This is a genomic window from Gloeotrichia echinulata CP02 (genome assembly GCA_038087035.1).
Lineage (GTDB): Bacteria > Cyanobacteriota > Cyanobacteriia > Cyanobacteriales > Nostocaceae > Gloeotrichia > Gloeotrichia echinulata.
In genome coordinates this window covers 3,903,330-3,926,204 of sequence record CP051187.1, presented here as the reverse complement: position 1 = coordinate 3,926,204, position 22,875 = coordinate 3,903,330, and the positions used below count along the sequence as shown (strand labels likewise).

Annotated in this window: 13 protein-coding genes and 1 pseudogene; 11 read left to right on the top strand and 3 right to left on the bottom strand. The window is 39.8% G+C overall.

Going from position 1 to position 22,875, the window contains the following annotated elements; genetic code table 11:
* Positions 1-605 precede the first annotated feature (605 nt).
* The 3 genes from HEQ19_17265 to HEQ19_17255 all read left to right on the top strand — a co-directional run bounded on the left by HEQ19_17265 (position 606) and on the right by HEQ19_17255 (position 5,087).
* Positions 606-2,345, top strand: a complete 1,740-nt coding sequence (locus HEQ19_17265; protein ID WYM00982.1) for a multicopper oxidase domain-containing protein — start codon at positions 606-608, stop codon at positions 2,343-2,345.
* 192 nt (positions 2,346-2,537) lie between these two features.
* Positions 2,538-3,644, top strand: coding sequence for an RNA-guided endonuclease TnpB family protein (locus tag HEQ19_17260; protein WYM00981.1), 1,107 nt, complete (start codon positions 2,538-2,540; stop codon positions 3,642-3,644).
* A 291-nt stretch (positions 3,645-3,935) separates the two neighbouring features.
* Positions 3,936-5,087, top strand: a complete 1,152-nt coding sequence (locus tag HEQ19_17255) for a hypothetical protein (protein ID WZI66944.1) — start codon at positions 3,936-3,938, stop codon at positions 5,085-5,087.
* Positions 5,088-5,667: 580 nt separating this feature from the next.
* On the opposite strand, the gene HEQ19_17250 is transcribed toward HEQ19_17255, so the two are convergent.
* Genes HEQ19_17250 through HEQ19_17240 form a run of 3 tightly spaced genes read right to left on the bottom strand, consistent with a single transcriptional unit; the run spans position 5,668 to position 10,754 of the window.
* The gene (locus tag HEQ19_17250; GenBank protein ID WYM00980.1) at positions 5,668-6,246 is read right to left on the bottom strand and encodes an NAD(P)H-dependent oxidoreductase; all 579 of its coding nucleotides are present in this window, start codon (positions 6,244-6,246) and stop codon (positions 5,668-5,670) included.
* A gap of 51 nt (positions 6,247-6,297) precedes the next feature.
* Positions 6,298-7,848: an EthD domain-containing protein gene (locus tag HEQ19_17245; GenBank protein WYM00979.1), complete on the bottom strand. Its 1,551-nt coding sequence runs from the start codon at positions 7,846-7,848 to the stop codon at positions 6,298-6,300.
* A gap of 32 nt (positions 7,849-7,880) precedes the next feature.
* Positions 7,881-10,754 (bottom strand): AtaL-like protein, encoded by a 2,874-nt coding sequence (locus tag HEQ19_17240; GenBank protein WYM03470.2) that lies wholly within the window; start codon positions 10,752-10,754, stop codon positions 7,881-7,883.
* Between the two features lie 992 nt (positions 10,755-11,746).
* Here HEQ19_17240 and HEQ19_17235 point away from each other — a divergent pair.
* The 8 genes and pseudogenes from HEQ19_17235 (at position 11,747) to HEQ19_17200 (ending at position 22,851) form a co-directional block, all read left to right on the top strand.
* A complete protein-coding gene (locus HEQ19_17235; protein WYM00978.1) occupies positions 11,747-12,139 on the top strand; it encodes a carboxymuconolactone decarboxylase family protein in 393 nt (130 codons plus the stop codon).
* Positions 12,140-12,268: 129 nt separating this feature from the next.
* On the top strand, positions 12,269-12,898 hold the full coding sequence (locus HEQ19_17230; protein ID WYM00977.1) for a DJ-1/PfpI family protein: 630 nt from the start codon (positions 12,269-12,271) through the stop codon (positions 12,896-12,898).
* Positions 12,899-12,927: 29 nt separating this feature from the next.
* A pseudogene (locus HEQ19_17225) lies at positions 12,928-13,176 on the top strand (DUF1830 domain-containing protein).
* Positions 13,177-13,379: 203 nt separating this feature from the next.
* A complete protein-coding gene (glgX, locus tag HEQ19_17220) occupies positions 13,380-15,494 on the top strand; it encodes a glycogen debranching protein GlgX (GenBank protein WYM00975.1) in 2,115 nt (704 codons plus the stop codon).
* Positions 15,495-15,796: 302 nt separating this feature from the next.
* Positions 15,797-17,968: an AGE family epimerase/isomerase gene (locus HEQ19_17215; GenBank protein WYM00974.1), complete on the top strand. Its 2,172-nt coding sequence runs from the start codon at positions 15,797-15,799 to the stop codon at positions 17,966-17,968.
* 370 nt (positions 17,969-18,338) lie between these two features.
* Positions 18,339-20,000, top strand: coding sequence for an FAD-dependent oxidoreductase (locus tag HEQ19_17210; GenBank protein WYM00973.1), 1,662 nt, complete (start codon positions 18,339-18,341; stop codon positions 19,998-20,000).
* Positions 20,001-20,020: 20 nt separating this feature from the next.
* A complete protein-coding gene (locus tag HEQ19_17205; GenBank protein WYM00972.1) occupies positions 20,021-21,418 on the top strand; it encodes an ATP-binding protein in 1,398 nt (465 codons plus the stop codon).
* A 290-nt stretch (positions 21,419-21,708) separates the two neighbouring features.
* Entirely contained in the window at positions 21,709-22,851 is a 1,143-nt protein-coding gene (locus HEQ19_17200) for an IS4 family transposase (protein ID WYM03469.1), read from the top strand.
* Positions 22,852-22,875 lie beyond the last annotated feature (24 nt).

The window sequence follows — 22,875 nt, the reverse complement described above, 5'->3', positions numbered from 1 at the left end:
TTTCATGCGTCCTAGTGTACACCGCGAATGACAAATGACAGTCTTGCAGCCTTACAAGATTTTGTGAAATGAAGATCGATAACTTAAGGACTAACTTAACAGGATTATGGGTCAATACGGTTCAGGAGATCCAAAACTTTTGAAAAGTTACGAAATCATCAGGGTTTCAGGCGAAATTATGTGAGCTTTCCATGATGACCACCAAGTGTAAGCTGCTTGAAAGAAAATTTTTCGGACTACTGAATCTGTTTTGTCAGCTGGATGTTGCCTAGCAGAGTCCATATGCAAAAGAAATTTGCTAGGGACTTGTGAAATTCCCTACTAAGTTTTTCCCTAAAATCAATATCTTATATGGTAAAAAATGTCTGAAAAGTGAAAACTATATTCAAACGTGATGTGAATTAAAAACATTTCTTATTCTGTAACAGGGCAACCGCATCTAAAAAAGTTAAACGTACTCTGAAAATAAGACAAAGCCAAATTAATAGAAAAGCTAAAGGTAGCAACAATCGTAAAAAATCTGCCAAGAAAGTTGGGGTAACGCACAAAAAGATTGCTGATAAGCGTCAAGCCTATCAGATGTAACTCATATATCAAAAGTACCGATGTTAACCAGAAGACAGTTTATCTTTGCAAGTGCAGGCACTGGAACAGCATTCCTTGCTACTGCCCTACTTAAGGCAAATAGAACTTATGCGAACCTCGCTGGGGAGATAACGAAGTTTACCGAACCTCTACCCATCCCATTTGCAGCTTCGCCACCCAGCACTTTGACGATCGCAAAGAGTTCACACTCATTCCACACCAACTTAGGGGCAGGCCCCACATTGGCTTATGGTGGTTTCTCTATACTTGGACCAAGTATCGAAGTTACAAGAGGCACAGCCGTCAGCATTAACGTGTTTAACAATATTGTGGGAAATCATCCCCTTTTAGAAGCAGTTGACACGGGGTTGCATGGTACCCTAGAGTCTGACAAAACTAGCCCGCGAGTATCCTTGCACCTGCATGGTAGCAACAGCGAAGCAAAAAGTGACGGATACCCAGAGGATACCTTTACGCCAGGACAGACTTACCTGTACAACTTCAACAACAATCAGGAAGCGGCGACCCTGTGGTATCACGACCATGCATTGGGAATGACAGGTCTGAATGTCTTAGCAGGTCTTGCAGGGTTATACCTAATCAGAGACATTGACGATCCTGTGGGTGGCAATGGGCCACTGGGTCTGCCATCTGGAGCGCCCTATGAAATACCCCTGGTAATACAAGACCGTTCTTTTAACGCTGATGGCTCCACCTCTCACCCCAAGCAGCCACCCTGGTTAGTGGAGTATGTTGTTGATGTTGCTACTGTAAATGGTAAGGCTTGGCCGAATCTCAATGTAGACCGTACCCTATACCGATTCCGAATTGTTAATGGCTCAAGCGCAAGGACTTACAATCTCAAGCTGTCCTCAAAGCAGTCCATCATTCAAATCGGCACTGACCAGGGTATGCTCAACGCTCCCGTCTATTTATCCCGTCTGCTGCTCTCTCCTGGCGAACGGGCTGATGTGTTGATTGACTTCTCTAAAAGTCTGCCGGGAGACAAAATTGTCTTAGAAAATGATGCCATTTCACCATATCCATTTGGTAGGGCTAACTCATTCATATTTAATCCCGAATTGCCCGAAATTATGCAATTCACAGTCAATGCGGGTGCTGCTGCCCCCAAGGCAGTTCCTAATATACTGCGACTGTATAAACCACCCATAAAACCAATTGCTGTTAAGCCGATACGGCAAAGGTTCCTGACACTGGTAGAGATTGCTGGACCAGCTGGGCCGATTGTGTTGTTGCTGAACTATCTCTACTGGGATGAGCCACTCAAAAACCCAGAACTGATGGAGCGGCCGAAAGTGGACACCGTGGAGCAGTGGAACATCATCAATCTTCAGCCTGTTGCCCACCCAATGCACTTGCATCTAGTCCCATTCCAGATATTGAATCGACAAAAGATTAATCCAACCAAGTATCTGAAAGCATACTATGCTACAGGTCTACGTACAGTCATATCACATCATGCAACAGGTGGCTCTACTGTGCCAGGTGGGTATCCACCACCTGATCCTACCCCGTTTGCGATCGGCCCGGCAAGACCGCCAGCGGCAAATGAGGCTGGATGGAAAGATACAGTACTAGTCAACCCGTATGAGGTCACTCGTCTGATTGTTCCGTTTGGATCTCAAGCAGCAGAAAACCTACCCTTCGGCAATTCCTTTGTTGGAACCTATGTCTGGCACTGTCATATGCTTGGACATGAAGACAATGAAATGATGTTGCCTTATGAGGTAATAGCCTAGTTAAGAATTTGCTGGATTTCCACGGACATTTATTGACAAACCGCACCAAAAACCTTGCTCGCGTATGGTGCAGACCCTACGCGCTCACAGGGCTTCTGTCACCACATGTTTCAAGAAAATTTACATAAACCTTCTAGACCCACCTGCACTATTTATGTGATGATTTGAAAAGCTTGCCTTACAATTAAATTTGTGTTACTGACTTCTATCAAAACCAAGTTAAAATTGACTGCTGACCAGAAAATTCTGATGTCAAAACATGCCGGCATATCGCGATTTACATACAATTGGGGACTCGCCACATGGCAAGCATTATATCAATCTGGATATCAACCCAATCACTTGATTTTGAAAAAGTTATTTAATAATCAAGTCAAGCCAGTTTTGACATGGATTAAAGAACCAGGCATTTGTCAAAAAATCACAGAATTTGCTTTTGATAATTTAGGAAAAGCTTTTAAGAACTTCTTTTCTAAACGTGCAGAATATCCCAAGTTTAAAAGAAAAGGGAGAAATGAGAGTTTTACAATTAATGCCGGTGGTAAACCAATAAATATCGGTGGTAAACGCATTAAATTACCAACGATTGGCTGGGTTTCAACTTATGAATCTTTGCCTCATACCACAACCACAAAGGTTACTATATCTCAATCAGCGGCAGATTGGTACATTTCTTGTTCTTATGAAATAGAACCAGACATCACTCCTAAAGAACATGATTATGTTGGGGTTGATTTAGGAATAAAAACCTTAGCTACCTTATCAACAGGAGTGATTTTTGTTAATCCGAAAGCTTTAAAAAGTGCCAGGAGGAAGTTAACAAGATTACAACGTCAACTTACAAGGAAAATAAAGGGGAGTAATCGTTATAAAAAACAAAAATTGAGAATATCTAAACTGCATCGACGTATTACTAATATACGTATTGATGCGACTCATAAAGCAACTACATTTATCTGCAAAAACCACGCAGTTGTTGCTTTGGAGGATTTGAATACTTCGGGGATGTTGAAAAATCATAAGTTAGCCGGTGCTGTCAGCGATGCCAATTTTTATGAATTCCGCAGACAAATAGAATATAAAGTAATTAGATATGGTGGAACTGTCGTATTTGTAGATAGATTTTACCCATCTAGTAAAACTTGTGCAAATTGTGGAGAAATTCAAGAAATTAGTCTATCAGAGCGGGTTTACGAATGTAAAAAATGTCAGCATACTGAAGATCGAGATTTAAATGCGTCTAAAAATCTCGAAAAATATGCACGGTTGGCTCAACCGTGTCTGGACGTTAAGGGATAGCCGCTCCCATGCTCCCGTTGAAACGTCAAGTAATGTCTGGATTTGTCCAGCTTTTATGTAGCAGGTAATAGCCTAATACCGCAAGGCGAAAGTCAAAAGTCAGCTTATAGGGCAGACTTTTTGGCTATTTGGAATGGGTGGTTTATTTACGCCATACTGTACTAGCTTCTAGAATACTGATTCAGTAATACTAAAAACCAGACTTTTGAATACTGAATAAGTGTTCTAGCAAAAACAGTTTTCACTGTGTACATTTCATATATAGCAGGATCTAGTTTGCAGGTAAGTTTGATGAAATTACTCCCTACGCTAGCTATTAGTAGCTATTCAATTTCTCTCTATTTTATTACTATTAGTTCACCTGTTTATGCAGGAGCAATAGGCAAAAATAATCAGGATAATAATGATTATCCCACCAAAAACATTCTGTCATCTGCTATCAGTAGTGTAGCGGGACAACTAGAGAATCAAAAAGTTGATTTTTACAAATTTTCAAATTTGGATACTGGAAATTTATTTACTGCAGAGGTAAATTCACAGTCATTCGATCCACTTCTAGGACAGTTGGATGATTTTGGTAAGATCATCGCAATTAACGATGACCAATCTGATAACAATGTTCTACCCATATTAACCGGAGAAATTCCCACTAGTGGTAGCCTGAACTTTGCGGTTTCTGGCTTAAGAGACATTGACCTTAGAGGAGATCACTTTGAATCTGGTTCATATAAATTATCATTAAAAACATTTCCTTTTCCCAGTAGTTCAACTAATGCAACACTGGTCAACGGTGGTTTTGAAAGTGGCAATTTTACTGGATGGACAACACTAGGATCTACTACTATTGAAACCAAAAAATTTGGCAGTAATCCAACACAGGGAAATTCGCAAGCTTTATTGTCAACTGGTGGTGCTACATTTGATGCTCCAATTATAGAAAAATTACTAGTATTAAAAGATACATCTCTGAATAATTTTGGCAAAGGAGGAGTTACTAAAGGCTCCGCTATTCAACAAAAATTCACAGCAAAAGCTGGAGATAGTTTGAGTTTTGATTGGAATTTTTTGACCAATGAGGTATTACCGCCAGTTATTTTTTCAGATTTCTCCTTTGTTTCAATCACTTCCTCAGACAACTCCGTCAATTCATTATTAGAACTAGCAGATGTAACTAAAGCTACATTAGAATTCCCTCAGACAGAATTTTTTAAAGAGACTGGCTTTCGCACTTTTTCCTTCAAGTTACCAACTACAGGAACATACACCTTAGGAGTTGGAGTTATAGATGTGGGAGATAGCAATATTGATTCTGGACTGTTAGTGGACAATTTTAAATCTACCTCTGTTCCCGAACCCACTAATCAGTTAAGTTTATTGGGATTTAGTACTTTATTACTATTAAAATTCTGGAGAAAAATCTATCCCCGGATTTCTCACAAGTAAAAAACTCCATCTCCTTGTGGGTGGAGTTTTAGGGTATGGGGCATAGCTGACATCTTGCACCTTCTCATTAAGGGTAGGGTGGGCAGTGCCCACCCTACGAAAAAATAAGGGTTTCCGGCTACATTTTTCGCAATAAGACGGTGGTGCAAGATATGAGATAGGGCATAGGGCAATACAGTTCAGTTAAGGAAAATTGTCGTAGGGGCACGGCACGAATAAAATTGTCATTAGAAGAAAAAATTTTGGATGTTCCCGTAAGTGTATATCATTCGAGCCTAACATCCCTGTATTGGGGCATAGGGGATGGAGAAAAGCCTTTAGGCTGGGGAGTATGTCAAATGGTTTAAGCTGATACGCAGATAGATTTAATATTCTGGCGAACGGGCGGTATTGAGTAAAAAGTCCAAAGTCCAAGCTAGTCTTTGACTCTGGACTCTGGACTATTGACAACCTTGGCGCGAAATATACAATTTACAGCCATTTTCAGGTAAATAGACCACAGGGTAGGGGCGCAAGGCCTTGCGCCCCTACGAAGATCTGTGGTTCAAATGAGTGAAAATTGCTGTAAATGCGTAACAGCTTAGTAAAGCTTCAGCAATATGTTTGCTAAATTTTTACCTAGCTTCTCAACAGATTCCTGCTGTTGGGGAGCTTTTAAGCTGCCATCGGCGTTGAAGGCTTCGTAAGCTTTGGGTACGGCTACCTGATTGGGAAGTACCAAAACTCCTATGTTGCCCAGGATAGACCGCAGGGGAGACAACCCCCGCAAACCACCAAGAGGGCCAGGTGAAGCACTCATAATTGCGGCAACCTTATCTGTAAAAGCAGCCAATGGAGCTTCATTTGCAGATGGACGGGATGCCCAGTCAATGGCATTCTTCAAAACTGCTGTGAGTGAACTGTTATATTCAGGCGAAGCAATCAGCAATCCTTGATGAGAAATCAGCAAGTCCTTGAAAGTGCGGGCGTTGGCAGGTAAACCTTCTTGAGCTTCCAAATCTTCATCAAAAAGAGGTAGGGGTAAATCGCGTAGGTCTAAATAAGTCACTTCTACTTCTGCTGCTTGAGCGCCAGCTGCCGCAATTTTGACCAATTTTTTATTGTACGAATCAATGCGGGTGCTACCAGCAAAGGCCAGGATTTTAGGTTTAGATGCCATAGGTATTGGTTTTAACAAATTTTCGTGGACTATGGGGGTGTTGATATGGTATTAGGCAGTCGTAATCAACTTCAATAGTTGACTGGGAGCAAAAACATCGCGGTAGAAGGTCAATTGTTCTGTTTTGAGATAGCATCCGCCTCTATGTCCACGTCGAATCCAAGTAACATTTCCCTTAGCGAGTGTTTCGTTGGTTTCATCATCCACACACTTCCATTCAAAGAAGGTAACTTCACCATGAAACATGACAATTGGCCAGCACATCGTCACACCTGGTTGAGCAATTAATGCCCACCAATGCTGTTCGCGCTCTTTTTGTTGTTCCAAGCCTTGATAGGGACCATCCTGACAAAAATAGACCAAATCATCTCGATATTCACCAGTTAATATATCGCCTCGTCCCTGCCTCAATGCCTCACAATGGGTAGGCCACCATTCTTTGTTTTCTTGTTCAATTTGTTCTAGAGTGTAATTAGTGCCAATTTGTGGCAAAGTCCTTTCTTTCATTGCCACAATCTTCTGGGCGTCCTCTATCAGTTTTTGGGCTACATAAGCACTCACGAGTCCTGGGCGAGAATAATCTGCAGCTAAATCTTTGTAGTAGTTAGTGCGTTTATTAATCAATGTGTTGGTTGTATTATTGGTTTGAGAACCATTCGAGTGACCATTTGAGTAAGAAATGAGTTTCTGTTCTAACATAAGACTAACTACGTCCTCCTTGAGTTGATTAGTTGCGCCAATGTTTACAATCAGTTCTGCCACTGTAGAACTCCGCTGACCTGCCAGAGTCATTTTGTTGTCATAAACAAAGGTGTAAGCAGTTCGTTCGGGAAATGGTAAAAGCCGCTGGACATATCTAGCTTGGTCTTTAACAGCGATCGCATATTCTTTGGAAGCAAAAAATGTTTCCATTTCCAAAGGATTAGCAAAGGCAATTTCCAACGCAGCTTGATACTGTTTTTCTGGGGATTCGTAATGAGAAACTCCTGCAGCATCTGGGCGAGAGTTATCTACTTGCTCAAACAAATGTAGGCGGAATTTGAGAACAGAATTACTTTCGATAACAGCTGGTGCAAAGCTATTTGTGAGATATCGGCGAAAATCTTCCACACTCACGGCATCAGATTTTTTTACCATGACGTGAAACTTAATTGCACCTAGTTTACCGTTGGGATCTCCTGTGGGGATACTATCAAAATAAGTTTGAGAATTACCCAAACTAGTGTTGTAACCGATGGCTTTCCTGAAGACGTTATGTTCGTCATCCATGAGGATAGCAGCAGATTTAAACCACAGATCCCGTTCGGTTGCTGTTTCAAAAGTTAATTCGGCAATGCCATTAAATTGATCTTCTTCGGGACAAGTGTATTCAATACCGTTAATGGTTGGCCATAGACCACCTTCATTTGGAGCTAAATGAAACTGCCAGTATTGGTGTTGATTTGGTAGTCTAGCACAAACAGGTCCGTGAACGTCTCTCCAATAGTCATCAAAAAGTTCTAAAGAAATTCCTTGACGTTTCCATAAAAGAACGTAGAAGGATACTTTGCCCTTTTGATCGCGGATTGAATAATCGAAGTTTCTAATTTTTGTTGCGAGCATTACTGCTTTCCTTTGCTACATATGAAAAGACGCTAATTATTATGAGAGTTTTTGGTTTGTTGTTGGATAACTGCAAACGCAATGATCGCACCAAGTGCAACTAAACCAGCACCGAGGTAGAAGACAGACTGAAAGCCTTGGGTTAATGCGCTTGCCAATACCGCTGGCGAGTTACCTTGCGCCGTGACAATCTCTTGAGTGTGAGCGCTGGAAATTGCCACTAGCAACGCCAGAACTATGGCAGCACCTACCTGTTGACTAGTAGCTAGTAAGCCGGAGGCTAGTCCAGCATCTTCATTTTTGACGGACATGAAAGCAGCAATGTTTTCGACATTCATCGATTCTCCCGCTTGAAACATCCGCCGCACAATTTCAGATTTTGTACCAACAAATGTCTGTGAATGTGCTAGTGTCATTGTATTTACTCCCTGGTTATTTTTGCTTTCAATAATATTTTTGAGATGTTGAGCAGCTTGAGCGATCGCTTCTGGTTGAGCAGCTTTAATAAACCACTGCGCCTCTTCTTGTTGGAGAGATGTTTCGCTAATAGGCTGCAAATCTATTGTGTAAGTTAAGATTGGACAAGACCCAGAATTACCATTACTAGGTAGCGTCACTTGATTACTTAGCTCACCTGTAAAAAGTGGATGATCCACTACAGTAAATGTTACCTTCCCGGCTTGCTTATCTACAGTGACTTTTTCTTTCATGTGCATTACCGGCGTTCTAATTTCGCGGAGAATGCCATTTTCGTATCTCTCCAAAATTTTCAATTCTTCAACCACATAAGGAATATAAGGTTGAGGATTTTGCATTTTGTCGAGTAAAATATCCCAAACAATTTCGTAGCTGGCATTAACAGAAGTACTGTATCTAGCGTACAGTTTTTTAGGATTTGATTTTTGTTTTTGGGAATTTAAAAACCAATAATTTGTCCCGTTAGCTTGGTTATATTCTGCTTCGGCTCTTGTGAAATTTTCTTTAGCTTTACGAGTTACTTGATTAAATTCTAGTTGTTCACCGTTCGGACCTTTACAGTAGAATAATGCCCACCCCTCAAAATCACCAGTAAAATCTGTCTTAGCAAATTTGGGGGCAAGTTTTCTCATTTCTTCTGCTGAGTTAGCCTGAATGATGTGGTTAACAACTACTTCAGTCATTCCTCGTTTTTGACATTCTTCTTCTAATTTTTTAGCAAAATCATCAATATCCACATCATCTTTCACATAGAAAGAAAGGTGTGGTGCATTGGTATAACCAACAGAAGAAGGTATTTTTTCAAAGAAATTCGGTGCAGCCAGTGTTAACTTAGCATCTCGGAAATGAATTAACTCAACAACTGTATTACCAAAAGAAATGAATCTAACATCTAAAGACATATCTGAACCATCTCTAATGTTAGCAACACCCAATTTTTTTGGATTAATACCTTTTTCCAGCGCCTCAATTTCCTCTTTCTGAAAGAGGAGATTATGCAATGCTTCACCGTAAAATACATCTCCACCAATAGCAACTTTACCTCCTAACACGTCTAGGTAAAATTCTAGAGATTTTGGCATATCGTAAACTGTTATTCCAAAGTGTTGCACTCCTTGGATGTAATGTCCTAGCCCAGATTTAATATTGTTATTACCATTCATCAGAGAAACTATATTCTCCTGCAATTGATTGGTTGCTCCTGCTTTTACAATTAACTCTGCTACCTTTGAACTCCTTTGTCCTGCTAAGGTCATATTGCTATCATAGACAAAAGTGTAAACACTCCGTTCGGGAAATGAATTGATTTGTTTAACATATTTCGCCTGTTCTTTTACTGCTGTTGCATACTCTTTTGAGTCAAAAAATGTTCCCATTTCTAGGGAATTGGAAAATGCTATTTCAAAAGCTGCCTGATACTGTTGCTGTGGTGGTTCATAATGCACTACTCCTGCTGCATCAGGACGCGAATTATCTACTTCCTCAAATAAATGCAGTCTAAACTTGAGGACTAAATCATTCTTGACAATAGCTGAGGCAAAGCTATCTGTCATATATTTGCGGAACTCCTCAACACTCACGTCATCAGATTTTTTTACCATGACGTGGAACTTCAGAATACCCAGTTCTCCGTTAGGGTCTCCTGTGGGAATGGTATCAACATAAGTTTTGGAATTACCAAAACTAGTGTTGTATCCAATTGCTTTGCGAAATAAGTTATGTTCGTCATCCATCAACACAGCCGCAGCTTGAAACCATGTCTGACGGTCTGCTTCTGTCTCAAAAGTTAATTCGGCAATGCCATCAAATTGATCTTCTGGCTGGGAGTTGTACTCTATACCATCAATCACTGGCCAGAAATCACCCTGATTATGAGCTAGATGGAACTGCCAGTATTGATGCTGACCTGGTAGTCTCGCACAGAGTGGCCCATGAACATTTCTCCAGTAATCATCAAAAAGCTGTAAGTTAATCCCATTTTTTTTCCACAAAAGAACGTAGAATGCTAATTTACCTTTTTGATCACGGATTGCATAATCGGCCTTTGTGATTGCTGAGATCATTTGTCTAACTCTACTTTGTTCAAGAATTTGATTAAGAGTACCAAAGCAACCGGCAACCTTATTGAATCCTGCATAAACACACATGAATAAAAACAGTTCTTCAATCTCCGCGTGAGTCACTCCTTGCTTCAGAGCCATATTCACATGTGCTGAAAAGGGATTTCCTGAACCTACATGGTCTTGATTAACCACATCAACTGCAAGAGTGATTAAAGCCTTAGTCTTTTGGTTAATTAACGGTAAACCCCACGCTTCTCCTGCTACGCGAGTAACAAAATTACCAAATTTGGGATTGATAGCTTCTAAAGCCTCTTGAAGTTCTTTATCATCCAGAACTGAATTTTCATACACTTTTTCATGTGTCATTTTAGGCTGCAAACATTAGCTTTAGTAATTAGTTATGGTCAAAAGTATTAAAATATTAGGTGCTTTTTCATACCAAGAATTTACGTGTGACATTCAAAATGTCTTTATTTATTACACCTAGTCTATTGAACGGTTTCAATATGAACCTATTGTTTACTTTTTTTCAATATTTGAGTAGACAAGATCGATAAATTAAGGATCAATTTAAGAGGATGACTGGGGAGCCTTGTCCAATTTTGGTGCGAGAGCGGAATGGGGCTAAGTACCGCTTTGCGTAAAATCGTGGCGAATTGAGGCTGGAAATTTAAACGCAGAGGAGCGCAAAGGTAAACGCAGAGGGGAGCAGAGAATTCGCTACGAATTAATGAAAGTTTGGGTTAGGTATGGGGCACTTGTACTGAGCGTTCGCGCAGCGTCCCGCAGGGAAGTTGAAGTATGGCTACTGAGTGAGGTCGAAGTATGGCGCATAGGGTAGGAAAAATTAACCAATGCTCTATGCCTACTTCTCCGATCTCCACGAATAGCCTCGCCGCGTAAGTCCTGAAAAGGAAAGTCTGTGCTTAACTGATGAATAAATTATTTTATTTTATGGATGGTGCTTTGAGCAAGAGTATTTTTCCAAAATTATCACTATATATAGTATAAAAGCTTAAAATTAGCCTTAACTTAAAGATGTTAGCTGGTTGATATTATCTGAAATTGTTAAATATGAATCAACAAGCAGGTTTCCTTAATTATTTAGAATGCAGTCCCTCTTGCCTATTGCCTTCTTATGTAAGTAATTTCCAAAATCAAATTAGATTCCAATATTAGGCTAATTATTAGCTTAAATTACTGCCATTACTGCATTCTGAATTTCGTGCTGATTATTTTTTGTTCACGACATATCCGGGATTGCTGTATTAAATAAGCAAAGCACTTAGTGGATGTTTGCATTTCGCAAAAAAATTGCCGTAGAACAGCAAAATTTGTGTAATAGATGGAGAAAAACTATGAGTCAGACAAATCATACAGCATTGGAGCAAAATGGCAAGGCAACACCGTATACAAATGCTGTTTTAGATGATAGAAAACTTCAAGATGCTTTAAATAGTATCAATCCGAAGTTTGGGGATTTTTGTAGTCGTGTCGCCGGTGAAGCATGGGGACTTCCGTTAATCGACCAAAAAACCAAGGCTTTGATAACAATTGCTGTTGATGTTGTCAATCAAGATCAAGTCGGGAGTGGTAGTCCTTTTGCAGCACACGTCAATATGGCTCTTCAACAAGGTGCCACACGTGCAGAAATAGAAGAGCTTCTTTTGTTTCTCTGCGTTTATGCAGGATTTAATAAGGCTGCGGGCTGTTTTGGTACTCTGAATGATATTTTGAATTCAAATGAATAGCAGACTGATGCAGAGCCAAACGAGAAGTTTAGAACAAATTAAACTCCATTTCTGGTATTGAGTTTTTCATTTATTCAGTAAATCTGTTGAAAAAAATGTCGTAAATATTGACAAAGGAGAGATAAAATCATGGTAAATACTAGTACTAAACTTCCAGGGAAAATAGGTGTACTGATTGAAGAACATTTTGATGAAATTGAGTTTCGAGCGTTTAATAAGTTTTTTCCGTTTCATGGATACGAGATAGAGTATATTTCTCATCTTTGGAATCAAGAGCAACTAACCTTTAAAGGAGTTGACTTAACAGAAGAAGTCACTGTTACAGTAGAAGTAAATAATATTGAGCCTACTGATTATCAAGGCATTATTCTCATCGGTGCATATGCAATGGATCGTCTTCGCTATGAAGAGTATCCTCAACAGGGGCAATCCAATCAATCTCCTGCTGTCAGATTTCTCCGCAAAGCTGTAAAAGCTATGGATGCTGGAAAATTAAATATTGGAACTATTTGTCATAGTCTTTGGTTGTTTTGTGCTGATCCAGAACTCTTGAGAAATCGTGAAGTAACTTGTGCCCACAACATTATTTGTGATGTCAAAAATGCTGGAGGTATCATTATCTTCGATGGCGATGGAACTAAGGATATACATATTGATGGCAATCTGATTACAGCAAAACATCCTAATGTAGTCGTCGAGTTCATGGAAGTTTTCTTAAAAGCAATTAATGAGCAGAGATTGCAGGTAGCTACCAAGTAAGCAAGTAAGATGAAAAATTCGAGTCTCTCATGTGGGAAAGAAAAACGCTGGTAATTTCTGACGAGTCTGATTGGATTGTCTGCAATTACGTTAACACTACTAGCCAGATTCAGGTACTTCGGATCGCAAATATTCCTAATTGGTACTTTGAGCGAGTTATTTTCCCAAAACAACTTTTTCATTTTGAAGCACCAGCCGATGCTGAACTAGAAATCCACACGGGCGTTATAGCTAGTGCAATTCTCTCTGATAAGATTCATTGCAATCGCTTACGTATTAGCTAGAACATTGATTCATTATTCAAATACGGCAAAGGAACTGTGTTTATCTCTGCAGCCACACTAAAGCTTAGTTACTCCTATTCTAAAAAACTAGGTTTCTATGATTAATGAATTTATGTTCTAAAAAATATACTACTGACAAAATATTACGGAATTCATCAATCAATTATCAATTAACTTTCCAGGTGAAAAAATAAAAAATGATTGCAACAACATTTAATCAAGCAGAAACTACAACAAAATACCCAGTAGAATTGGGACGTACATATCCTTTGGGTGCAAAACCTGACCAATATGGAGTGAATTTTTCAATCTTTTCAGAACATGCTACATCTGTGGAATTGTTATTATTTGAGATACCTGATGACCCAGAACCGATACAAATTATTCAGTTAGACTCAAAGCTCAATAAAACCTTCTTTTTGTGGCATATTTATGTCAGAGGTTTAAAACCTGGTGCTGCTTATGCTTATCGCGTTGATGGGCCTGAGGATTTACATGGAAAAGGACACCGTTTTAACAAAAACAAAGTACTGATTGATCCTTACTCAAAAGGAAATAGTACTACGCTGTGGAAGCGCACTGATGCTTTAGGGTCAATAGATAACTTGACTACTTCAATGCGTAGTCTAGTCATAGATATATCAGATTATGACTGGGAAGGAGATCGCCCTCTGAACCGACCCATGAATGAAACCATCATTTATGAATTACACGTTGGCGGGTTTACTAAATCACCTTCCTCTGGCTGCAAATATCCTGGTACTTTTTCTGGAGTGATCGAAAAGATTCCTTACCTGCAAGAATTGGGAATTACAGCCGTTGAATTATTACCAGTATTTGAGTTTGATGAAACAGAAGTTCTGCGAGAAGTCAATGGGAACCAACTCAAAGATTACTGGGGATATAACCCACACAGCTTTTTTGCTCCAGAAACTTCATATTGTGCTTCTCCCAACGATAAAAACCCAATCACAGAGTTTCGGGATATGGTCAAGGCCTTACATAAGGCAGGAATTGAGGTCATATTAGATGTAGTCTTTAACCACACTGGTGAAGGAAACCATCAAGGACCAACTATTAACTTCAAGGGATTTTTCAATAGTATATTCTATCATCTTGTACCATTCGATAAACAATACTACATGGATTACTCAGGGTGTGGAAATACGATTAATTGCAATCATCCTTTAATCCAGAAATTAATTGTTGATTGTCTAGAATTTTGGGTGCAAGAGATGCATGTTGATGGCTTCCGTTTTGATGAAGCCTCCATCTTATCTCGTGACCAAAATGGAGATCCAATGGTTCATCCACCCGTAGTTTGGCAAATTGAAACATCCGAAATCCTGGCGGAGACAAAAATTATTGCAGAAGCTTGGGATGCTGCTGGATTGTATCAGATTGGCTACTTTCCAGGCTATCGTTGGGCAGAATGGAACGGACGCTTCCGAGATGACGTTCGACGCTTTATTAAGGGAGATTCAGGACACGTAGGCGCAGTGGCTTGGCGCATGTCTGGAAGTGCTGACCTTTACCAATCAAGCGGACATTTACCAATTAATAGCGTTAACTTTATTACTTGCCACGATGGATTTACTCTCAATGATTTAGTTTCTTACAACAACAAGCATAATGAAGCTAATGGCGAGAACAATCAAGATGGAATCAATGACAATTTGAGTTGGAATTGTGGTGTTGAAGGAGAGACTGATAACTCGCATATTGATGCATTGCGGCGGCGACAAATTAAGAATTTTACAACTATTCTTTTGCTATCGCAGGGCGTGCCGATGATTACATATGGTGATGAAGTCAGACGCACTCAAAAGGGTAACAACAATGCTTACTGCCAAGATAACGAAATCAGTTGGTTTGATTGGAATCTGGTAGAGAAGAATGCAGATATTCACAGGTTCTTCAAACTGTTAATTAGTTTTCGTAAATGCTATTGTCATGAATCATTACACCGTCGCCACTTCTTCAATGGTGAAGTTAATGAGCGAGGTTTGGCTGACATCTCTTGGCATAGCTTACATCTGCATAGACCAGCTTGGGAAGACTCTCACGCCAGAGTTCTCGCTTTTACATTAGCAGGCTTTAAAGGAGCAGCAGATATCCATGTTATGCTCAATATGTACTGGGATACTCTCAAATTTGAAATTCCTCCTGTTCTAGGTAGAAAATGGTATAAAGTCATCGATACTGCTCAATCTTCCCCTATGGATATTATGGAACCTGGGCAAGAAACTTTAATTCCAGAGGATTTCTGTTTAGTTCAAGGTCGTAGCATTATTGTTCTCATTTCCAAATAGTTTGCTAACTATAGGACTAATATTTGATTTTTGAAATATACGTAGGTATGGCTATGCCTTACACATCCAGGGTTTTGCTAGGCATTGCCTAGCCTACAGATCCTGAATTTTTTTCAGAAATCAAATATGATTCGATTCCTATTCTCACCGCAAATGTGAGTAGTAAATTGGACTTTTCAAACAACCTCTTAGTCAATCCTTGTTGCACTAGGCTGACAAGAATTTGACAACTAAGGTTAATGACATCCTTTCTTGGCGTGTAAGGCTTTGGTCATCGACATTAAATTTTGGGAGATAATTTCATGAATCAAGTGACTTTCCCATTTTCAGATTTAATTGCTGGGTATGTTACTAACTTTAATTCTAAAAATGGAGCTTTTGGAACTTTTAACCTGAAAACCACCGATGGTAGAGAGTTTGAGGTGGCACTGTCTGCAAACACCTATGCAGAATTAGTGCGGAACCTGGGTGAGCCTTATTATGATTGCACGCTGCAAATGAGAGAAATGTTGGTTGCAGATCGCTACCTTTTTGTGTATGGCACTTTTTATCCAGAGGATGGTGAACACAAATTTGAAGGTAAACATATTGTGTTCCTTGGCAAAACTGAAAGTGACTATGCATTTGAAAAGCAAGACTGGTGGGTCAATCAAATAATAAATCTAGCCAATTTTTACTTAAAAGTCCAGTTTGAAGATGGGGAGATTGACTACAGAAAATATCGCACTAATTTAGGGTTGGTTGGTACAAAAGAAATCAGTACTCGACAAGAAACTGACACGATTTCGCGTCTGGTTTATGGTTTTGCTACAGCCTACCTGATGACTGGGGATGATCGTTACATAGAAGCTGCTGAAAAAGGCACTGAATACTTGCGCGACCACTTGCGTTTTCTGGATGAAGGTGAAGGAATTTGTTATTGGTATCACGCCATTGAGGTTCAACCAGATGGTAGAGAGCAAAAAATATTTGCCTCAGAATTTGGGGATGACTATGATGCGATACCAGCTTATGAACAGATTTATGCACTAGCTGGCCCGACCCAGACTTATCGAGTCACAGGCGATCCTAGTATCTTGAATGATATTGAATTGACTTTAAATCTGTTCAAACGCTATTTTTTAGACAAAACAGACAAAGGCGGATTTTACTCACATATTGATCCGATTACTCTTAGCCCCTATAGTAGTACCTTGGGTCATAATCGGGCGAAAAAGAATTGGAACTCAGTAGGTGATCATGCCCCAGCATACTTAATCAATCTTTGGCTAGCGAGTGGTAAGCAGGAGTATGCTGATTTGCTTGAATATACCTTTGACACAATTGAAAAGCATTTTCCAGACTACGACTCTAGTCCATTTGTGCAAGAGCGTTTTCATGATGATTGGAGTCATGATACAACATGGGGATGGCAACAGAACCGAGCAGTTGTAGGTCACAACCTGAAAATTGCTTGGAATCTGATGCGGATGCACCATCTTCAACCAAAAGAGAAGTATGTTACCTTAGCTGAAAAGATTGCAAATATCATGCCTGCTGTTGGCAGTGATCAACAGCGTGGAGGCTGGTACGATGTTGTAGAACGCATCCTAAAACCAGGCCAGAAAACACACCGCTTTGTTTGGCACGACCGAAAAGCTTGGTGGCAACAGGAACAAGCCATACTAGCCTACCTGATCCTGGCTGGTTCACTTAACAACTCTGAGTATCAAAAACTAGCGCGTGAATCAGCCGCTTTCTATAACGCTTGGTTCCTCGATTACGCAGATGGCGGTATCTACTTCAATGTTTTGGCTAATGGACTTCCCTACTTGCTAGGAACTGAAAGGGGCAAGGGTAGTCACTCCATGAGTGGTTATCACTCCTTTGAACTGGCGTATTTAGCTTGTGTGTATACTAATTTATTGCTGACTAAGAAGCCAATGGATTTGTATTTCAAGCCAAAACCAGGAGCTTTTAAAGATAATATTCTCCGGGTTCAGCCAGACATTTTACCACCAGGCAGTGTCCAAATTGGCGAAGTTTGGATTAATGGCCAGCCTTATTCCAATTTTGATGCCGAAAACCTGACAGTCAAATTGCCATCGACTCAGGATGAAATCAAAGTTAGAGTTAGACTTCTGCCCACGCAAGTATTTTTCAATGCAACTTTGTTAGAAGTAAGCGGAGGTACTGCCAAACTATCTTTAAGTGGTTTACTTGATGCCAATGCTGTCGGACTATTTGAGGAAGAATTGCAGAAAGCAACAGTCCACTCAATCAAACGCCTAGTCTTGCAACTAGAGGATTTGAAATGTATAAGTGCGACTGGTTTACGATATCTCGTTTTCACCAAGCAAAAACTGGGTAGCAAGGTTGATATCTATTTAGTTGGCGCAAATGAGAATGTATTGAGTTTCTTGAATAAGGGTGCGTTCTGTGAGGGTGTCACTGTTTTAGACCAGTATGACACTGTTGAATTGTCCACCGTATAGGTCAGAGAAAAAACTTTTTGATTTTGCCACTAGTGGACTATGTTTAACAATTAGTGTGATAGTTCACTAGCTGATACCTTTCATTTGCATGAGTAGGTTTGAGCGAAAAAAAATCTATATTACGAAACGTAAATATGCCCCAAATGCTTACCAATGAGCAATGACAAATGACGACCGTAGCCAGTATGGTTCAATAGCAGACCTACTTATTGTATTTCCACAAAAGTTTTGTAGATTGGTTTCTAAAGCTTGTCTATCCTATGCAACTTAAAAATTTATTCCGTCTACTGACAATTTTTTATGTGAGTAGACGGAATAAACACTAAATATAAACTTGGATGTTTCTAGAAGCAGCATTTTTGAAGAACTTATGACTAAACCTGTAATAGTGGCATTGGATGATGATTTGGAAGTTTTGCAAGCTATCGAGCTTGACTTACGTAAAGAGTATGGTGAGCGCTTCCGGGTGGTGCGATCAAACTCGCCTCAGACGGCTTTAGAAGTGCTGCAAAAGTTAAAGTTGCGTAACGAGTCAGCAGCCCTGTTTCTTGTAGACCAACGAATGCCACAAATGAGTGGTGTGGAATTTCTCGAACAGGCGATGGAAATCTTTCCTTTGACCAAACGTGTCTTACTCACAGCATATGCAGACACTAATGCAGCTATTCATGCTATTAACAAAGCCAAGATTGATTATTATTTGTTGAAGCCTTGGAATCCTCCTCAAGAGCGTTTATATCCCATACTTAATGATTTGCTCGAAGTTTGGCAAGCTTCTTTCCGTCCACCTTTTGAGGGTGTGCGCGTTGTTGGTTCTCGTTGGTCGCCTAGATTGCATCAAATCAAAGATTTTTTAGCCCGCAATCATGTTCCTTATCAGTGGCTAAATATTGAGTCAGATGAGGGACATCGCCTTGTTAGTTACACTATTAGTTCTGATAGTAAATGCCAGGCGTTAGTTATTTTCCCTGACGGTTCACATCTTCTAGAGCCAACAAATATCCAAATTGCCGAAAAAATAGGGCTAAAAACACGCCCCAAGATGCCGTTTTATGACTTAACTATTGTCGGTGCTGGTCCTGCTGGTTTAGCAGCAGCTGTTTATGGGGCTTCTGAAGGCCTTCGTACAGTGATGATTGAACGAGAAGCACCTGGAGGACAAGCAGGTACTAGTTCCCGGATCGAAAATTATCTCGGTTTTCCCGGTGGTGTGCATGGGGGGGATTTAGCCCAACGTGCTGTCACACAAGCTCAAAAGTTCGGAACAGAAATTCTTTCACCTCAAGAAGTCACTAATATTCGTCTGAATGGTCAATATCGATTGATCACTTTAGCAGACGGTTCCGAACTTAGCACCCACACCTTGATTATTGCAACAGGGGTATCTTATCGCAAGTTCAACATACCTGGAAGTGAAAAATTGACAGGTGCAGGTGTGTACTATGGAGCGGCTATGACTGAAGCAATTACTTGCAAAGGCGAAAATGTGTTTATTGTGGGTGCGGGTAATTCAGCTGGACAAGCGGCTGTACATCTTTCTAAATACGCAGGCTCGGTTAACCTTGTAGTTCGGGGGGACTCACTGAAAAAAAGTATGTCTCAATATTTGATTGACCAGATTGAAGAGATTGATAATATTAACGTCAAGGTATTGACTGAGGTGAAAGAATTTATCGGAGAAGACAAGTTGGAGGCGATAACCCTTTTTAACTCAATCACAGGTGCAGTTGAAACTATTCCCACCAATGCTTTGTTTAGCTTTATTGGTGCAAAGCCACGTACAGATTGGTTGCAAGATATTGTAGAGCGTGATGAACACGGCTTTATTCTCACCGGATCTGACACAATGCGAAATGGGATGTCACCGAAAGGATGGAAAATGGAGCGCGATCCTTTCTTTCTGGAGACTAACGTGCCGGGTATTTTCGCTATCGGTGATGTGCGTTGTAACTCCGTAAAACGAGTCGCTTCCGCAGTGGGTGAGGGAGCGATCGCAGTTCAATTAGTTCATCAATATTTAGCATCTGTATAGCGATATTTCGGGTAATTACTATGCTTAATAAATTACGTAAAATATCATCGGTTTTTGAACACTTGGCTGAAAATGAACTTAAGTGCTTTCTCAATGGTACTGAATTATGGCTGGATTCAGGAGACACCCTGTTTTACCAAGGAGATCCTGTAGACTACTTCTATGTGGTATTTGAAGGAGCAATCCAGCTTTCACGAGAGATTGGCAACCAAAACATCGTATTAGCTACATACGATACTGGTACATTCTTCGGTGAGGTTCCTATTCTTGCAGGCACAGTTCACCTTGCAAGTGGGAAAGCAGTGCGTAGAAGTCACATGTATTGTCTACACGAGAATGATTTTTGGCAAATGTTCACCATTTGCCCAACGGTGAGAAAAATTGTTCTTGGTAATATGGCTTGTCGAATGCAAGAATTGCAATTGTTATCTCAGCAACACGAAAAGCTCGTCGCCTTGGGTACCTTGTCTGCAGGTCTGGCCCATGAACTAAATAATCCCGTATCCGCAGCACATAGAGCTGCAAGTCAATTGCAGGACTCAGTTAAGTCGTTGGATGCTGTTACTTTCAAATTTATTGGGCAACATCTCACAGAAAGTCAACTCCAACAACTCTTAAGTTTTAGGCAAGATGCTATTGAACACTTTGTACATACTGGTACACAAAATTCTTCTGACACATTGGTTCAGATTGATCAAGAAGATGAATTAACCCAATGGTTGGAGTTACATAATGTGACTGACGGCTGGAAACTTGTTCCTACACTTGTTGCTGCGGGAATCAACAATCAGAAGTTAGAAGCGATTAGCGAGCATTTAACAACTAACACCTTTAGTGATGTGCTGGTTTGGCTGGAAGCAACGCTGTCAACAATCGGGCAGTTAAATGTACTGGAACATGGTACTACTCGTGTATCCGAAATAGTCAAGGCGATTAAAGAATACTCGTACATGGATCGGGCTTCACTATTGAAGATAGATGTACATGAAGGTCTGGAAAATACCCTGACAATTCTCCGCTACAAACTGCGAAAGCATAATATTGTCGTGATACGCGAGTATGAAAAAAATCTACCACAAATTGAAGCTCACGGCAGTGCATTGAATCAAGTGTGGACTAATCTGATTGATAATGCGATTGATGCCTTAGGTGAACAAGGTGAGATTTTAATACGTACTTGCAAAGATAAAGACTATATTGTTGTCGAGATTATAGATAACGGTCCTGGAATTCCGATTGCAATTCAATCTCGAATTTTTGAGCCATTTTTTACAACGAAGGAGGTCGGTTCAGGTATGGGGTTAGGTTTGGAGATTTCATATCGAATTATAGTGACTCAGCATAACGGAGAAATTCGCTGTTTTTCTCAACCTGGCCAGACACGCTTTCAGATTCGTTTGCGAATAGCACTAAGTTAAGATACAGCCGCCCTGACGGGTTAACGAATCGCGGAAGTCCCCACCCTCAACTCGTGAGTTCGGTGGGGATAGGGAGTGGGGGATGAGGATTACATCTGGAATTGATTTTTTACCAGGTAAAAACAAATTCTGGATGGATGACGAATCCCTAGGATTTTCTGCTAATATATTTATTGTCTTGACCTGAAGGGGCGACGAAACAAGCTCAAAAGCTTTGTATGTAAGGAGGGCAACGTTTTGTGGTAGAAAAAGATAGGTCTACTTTTGTCAATAAGACCTATCTAATGATAATGTTACCTGCATTCTACCAAAACCACTTAAAAAGTCAATTAAGTTTAGCAGAATACTTGCTGCTAAAAATTTTAATCCATCTATTACAGTCAATCAAAGAAGTAACTTTAGAAAAGTTAGCAAATGCGCTACCTTTGGCAGTTAAATTTGAGAGTAGAAGAAAGAGAATACAAAGATTTTTATCATTACCAAATCTCACCATTGAGAAAGTTTGGTTTCCCATTATTAAAGAATGGCTGGAAACATACTTCAAAGATGAAAAAATTATTTATATAGCAATTGATAGAACTAATTGGAGTCGGATAAATTTATTCATGGTGAGTATCATTTGGGATAAAAGAGCAGTACCAATATATTTTACTTTATTGCCAAAATTAGGTAATAGTAACATCGCTGAACAACAAAAAATATTGTCTCAAGTAATACCAATCTTTAAAAACTATAAAATCTGTGTATTAGGTGATAGAGAATTTTGCTCTGTCAAACTGGCAAAGTATCTCCAGGGATTGGATGTGTATTTTTGTTTGCGATTAAAAAAGAATGAGTTTTTGCAAGTTGAAAAAGATGTTTTTGTTGAGTTAAAAAATCTGGGTTTAGTACCGGGAGTTTCTTTTTTTATCAAAGGAGTTAAAGTGACAAAGACTCGGGGTTTTATGAGCTTTAATGTAGCGGCTAAATGGAAACGTAAAATCAATGGAGTAGCACCGAAAGAAGGATGGTTTATTTTAACAAATTTTGACGACTTAGAGTCGGCAATATCTGCCTATAAACAAAGATTTGATATAGAAGAAATGTTTAGAGATTTTAAAACAGGTGGTTATAATTTAGAAGAGACTAATGTTGAAGGCAACCGATTTATTTCTCTAGTTTTACTGATAACGCTCGCTTACACTTCTGCCATGATTCAGGGTCAAAAAATTAAACATAAAGGAATACAAAAATATGTAGCTCGTGTTAAAGAGTCTGGTCGCTCTGTGCGGAGACATAGTAGTTTTTATGTTGGCTTGTATGGTCAAACTTGGGTCAATTTCACAGATATTTGTATGGAATTAGTGACAGAATTAATGAGAATTAATCGTAATAAGCGCAAGTATTATCAACAGGGATTGAGGGCTATGAAGCTTATCGAGTCTATGTTTTAGCTTATTTCGTCGCCCCCTCAGTGT

Bases quoted from the DNA above. Each gene is read 5' to 3' on its own strand.
- HEQ19_17240 (WYM03470.2), bottom strand. From the start codon at position 10,754: ATGACACATGAAAAAGTGTATGAAAATTCAGTTCTGGATGATAAAGAA.
- glgX (WYM00975.1), top strand. From the start codon at position 13,380: ATGATTGCAACAACATTTAATCAAGCAGAAACTACAACAAAATACCCA.
- HEQ19_17235 (WYM00978.1), top strand. From the start codon at position 11,747: ATGAGTCAGACAAATCATACAGCATTGGAGCAAAATGGCAAGGCAACA.
- HEQ19_17210 (WYM00973.1), top strand. From the start codon at position 18,339: ATGACTAAACCTGTAATAGTGGCATTGGATGATGATTTGGAAGTTTTG.
- HEQ19_17255 (WZI66944.1), top strand. From the start codon at position 3,936: ATGAAATTACTCCCTACGCTAGCTATTAGTAGCTATTCAATTTCTCTC.
- HEQ19_17205 (WYM00972.1), top strand. From the start codon at position 20,021: ATGCTTAATAAATTACGTAAAATATCATCGGTTTTTGAACACTTGGCT.
- HEQ19_17200 (WYM03469.1), top strand. From the start codon at position 21,709: ATGTTACCTGCATTCTACCAAAACCACTTAAAAAGTCAATTAAGTTTA.
- HEQ19_17265 (WYM00982.1), top strand. From the start codon at position 606: ATGTTAACCAGAAGACAGTTTATCTTTGCAAGTGCAGGCACTGGAACA.
- HEQ19_17250 (WYM00980.1), bottom strand. From the start codon at position 6,246: ATGGCATCTAAACCTAAAATCCTGGCCTTTGCTGGTAGCACCCGCATT.
- HEQ19_17215 (WYM00974.1), top strand. From the start codon at position 15,797: ATGAATCAAGTGACTTTCCCATTTTCAGATTTAATTGCTGGGTATGTT.
- HEQ19_17245 (WYM00979.1), bottom strand. From the start codon at position 7,848: ATGCTCGCAACAAAAATTAGAAACTTCGATTATTCAATCCGCGATCAA.
- HEQ19_17230 (WYM00977.1), top strand. From the start codon at position 12,269: ATGGTAAATACTAGTACTAAACTTCCAGGGAAAATAGGTGTACTGATT.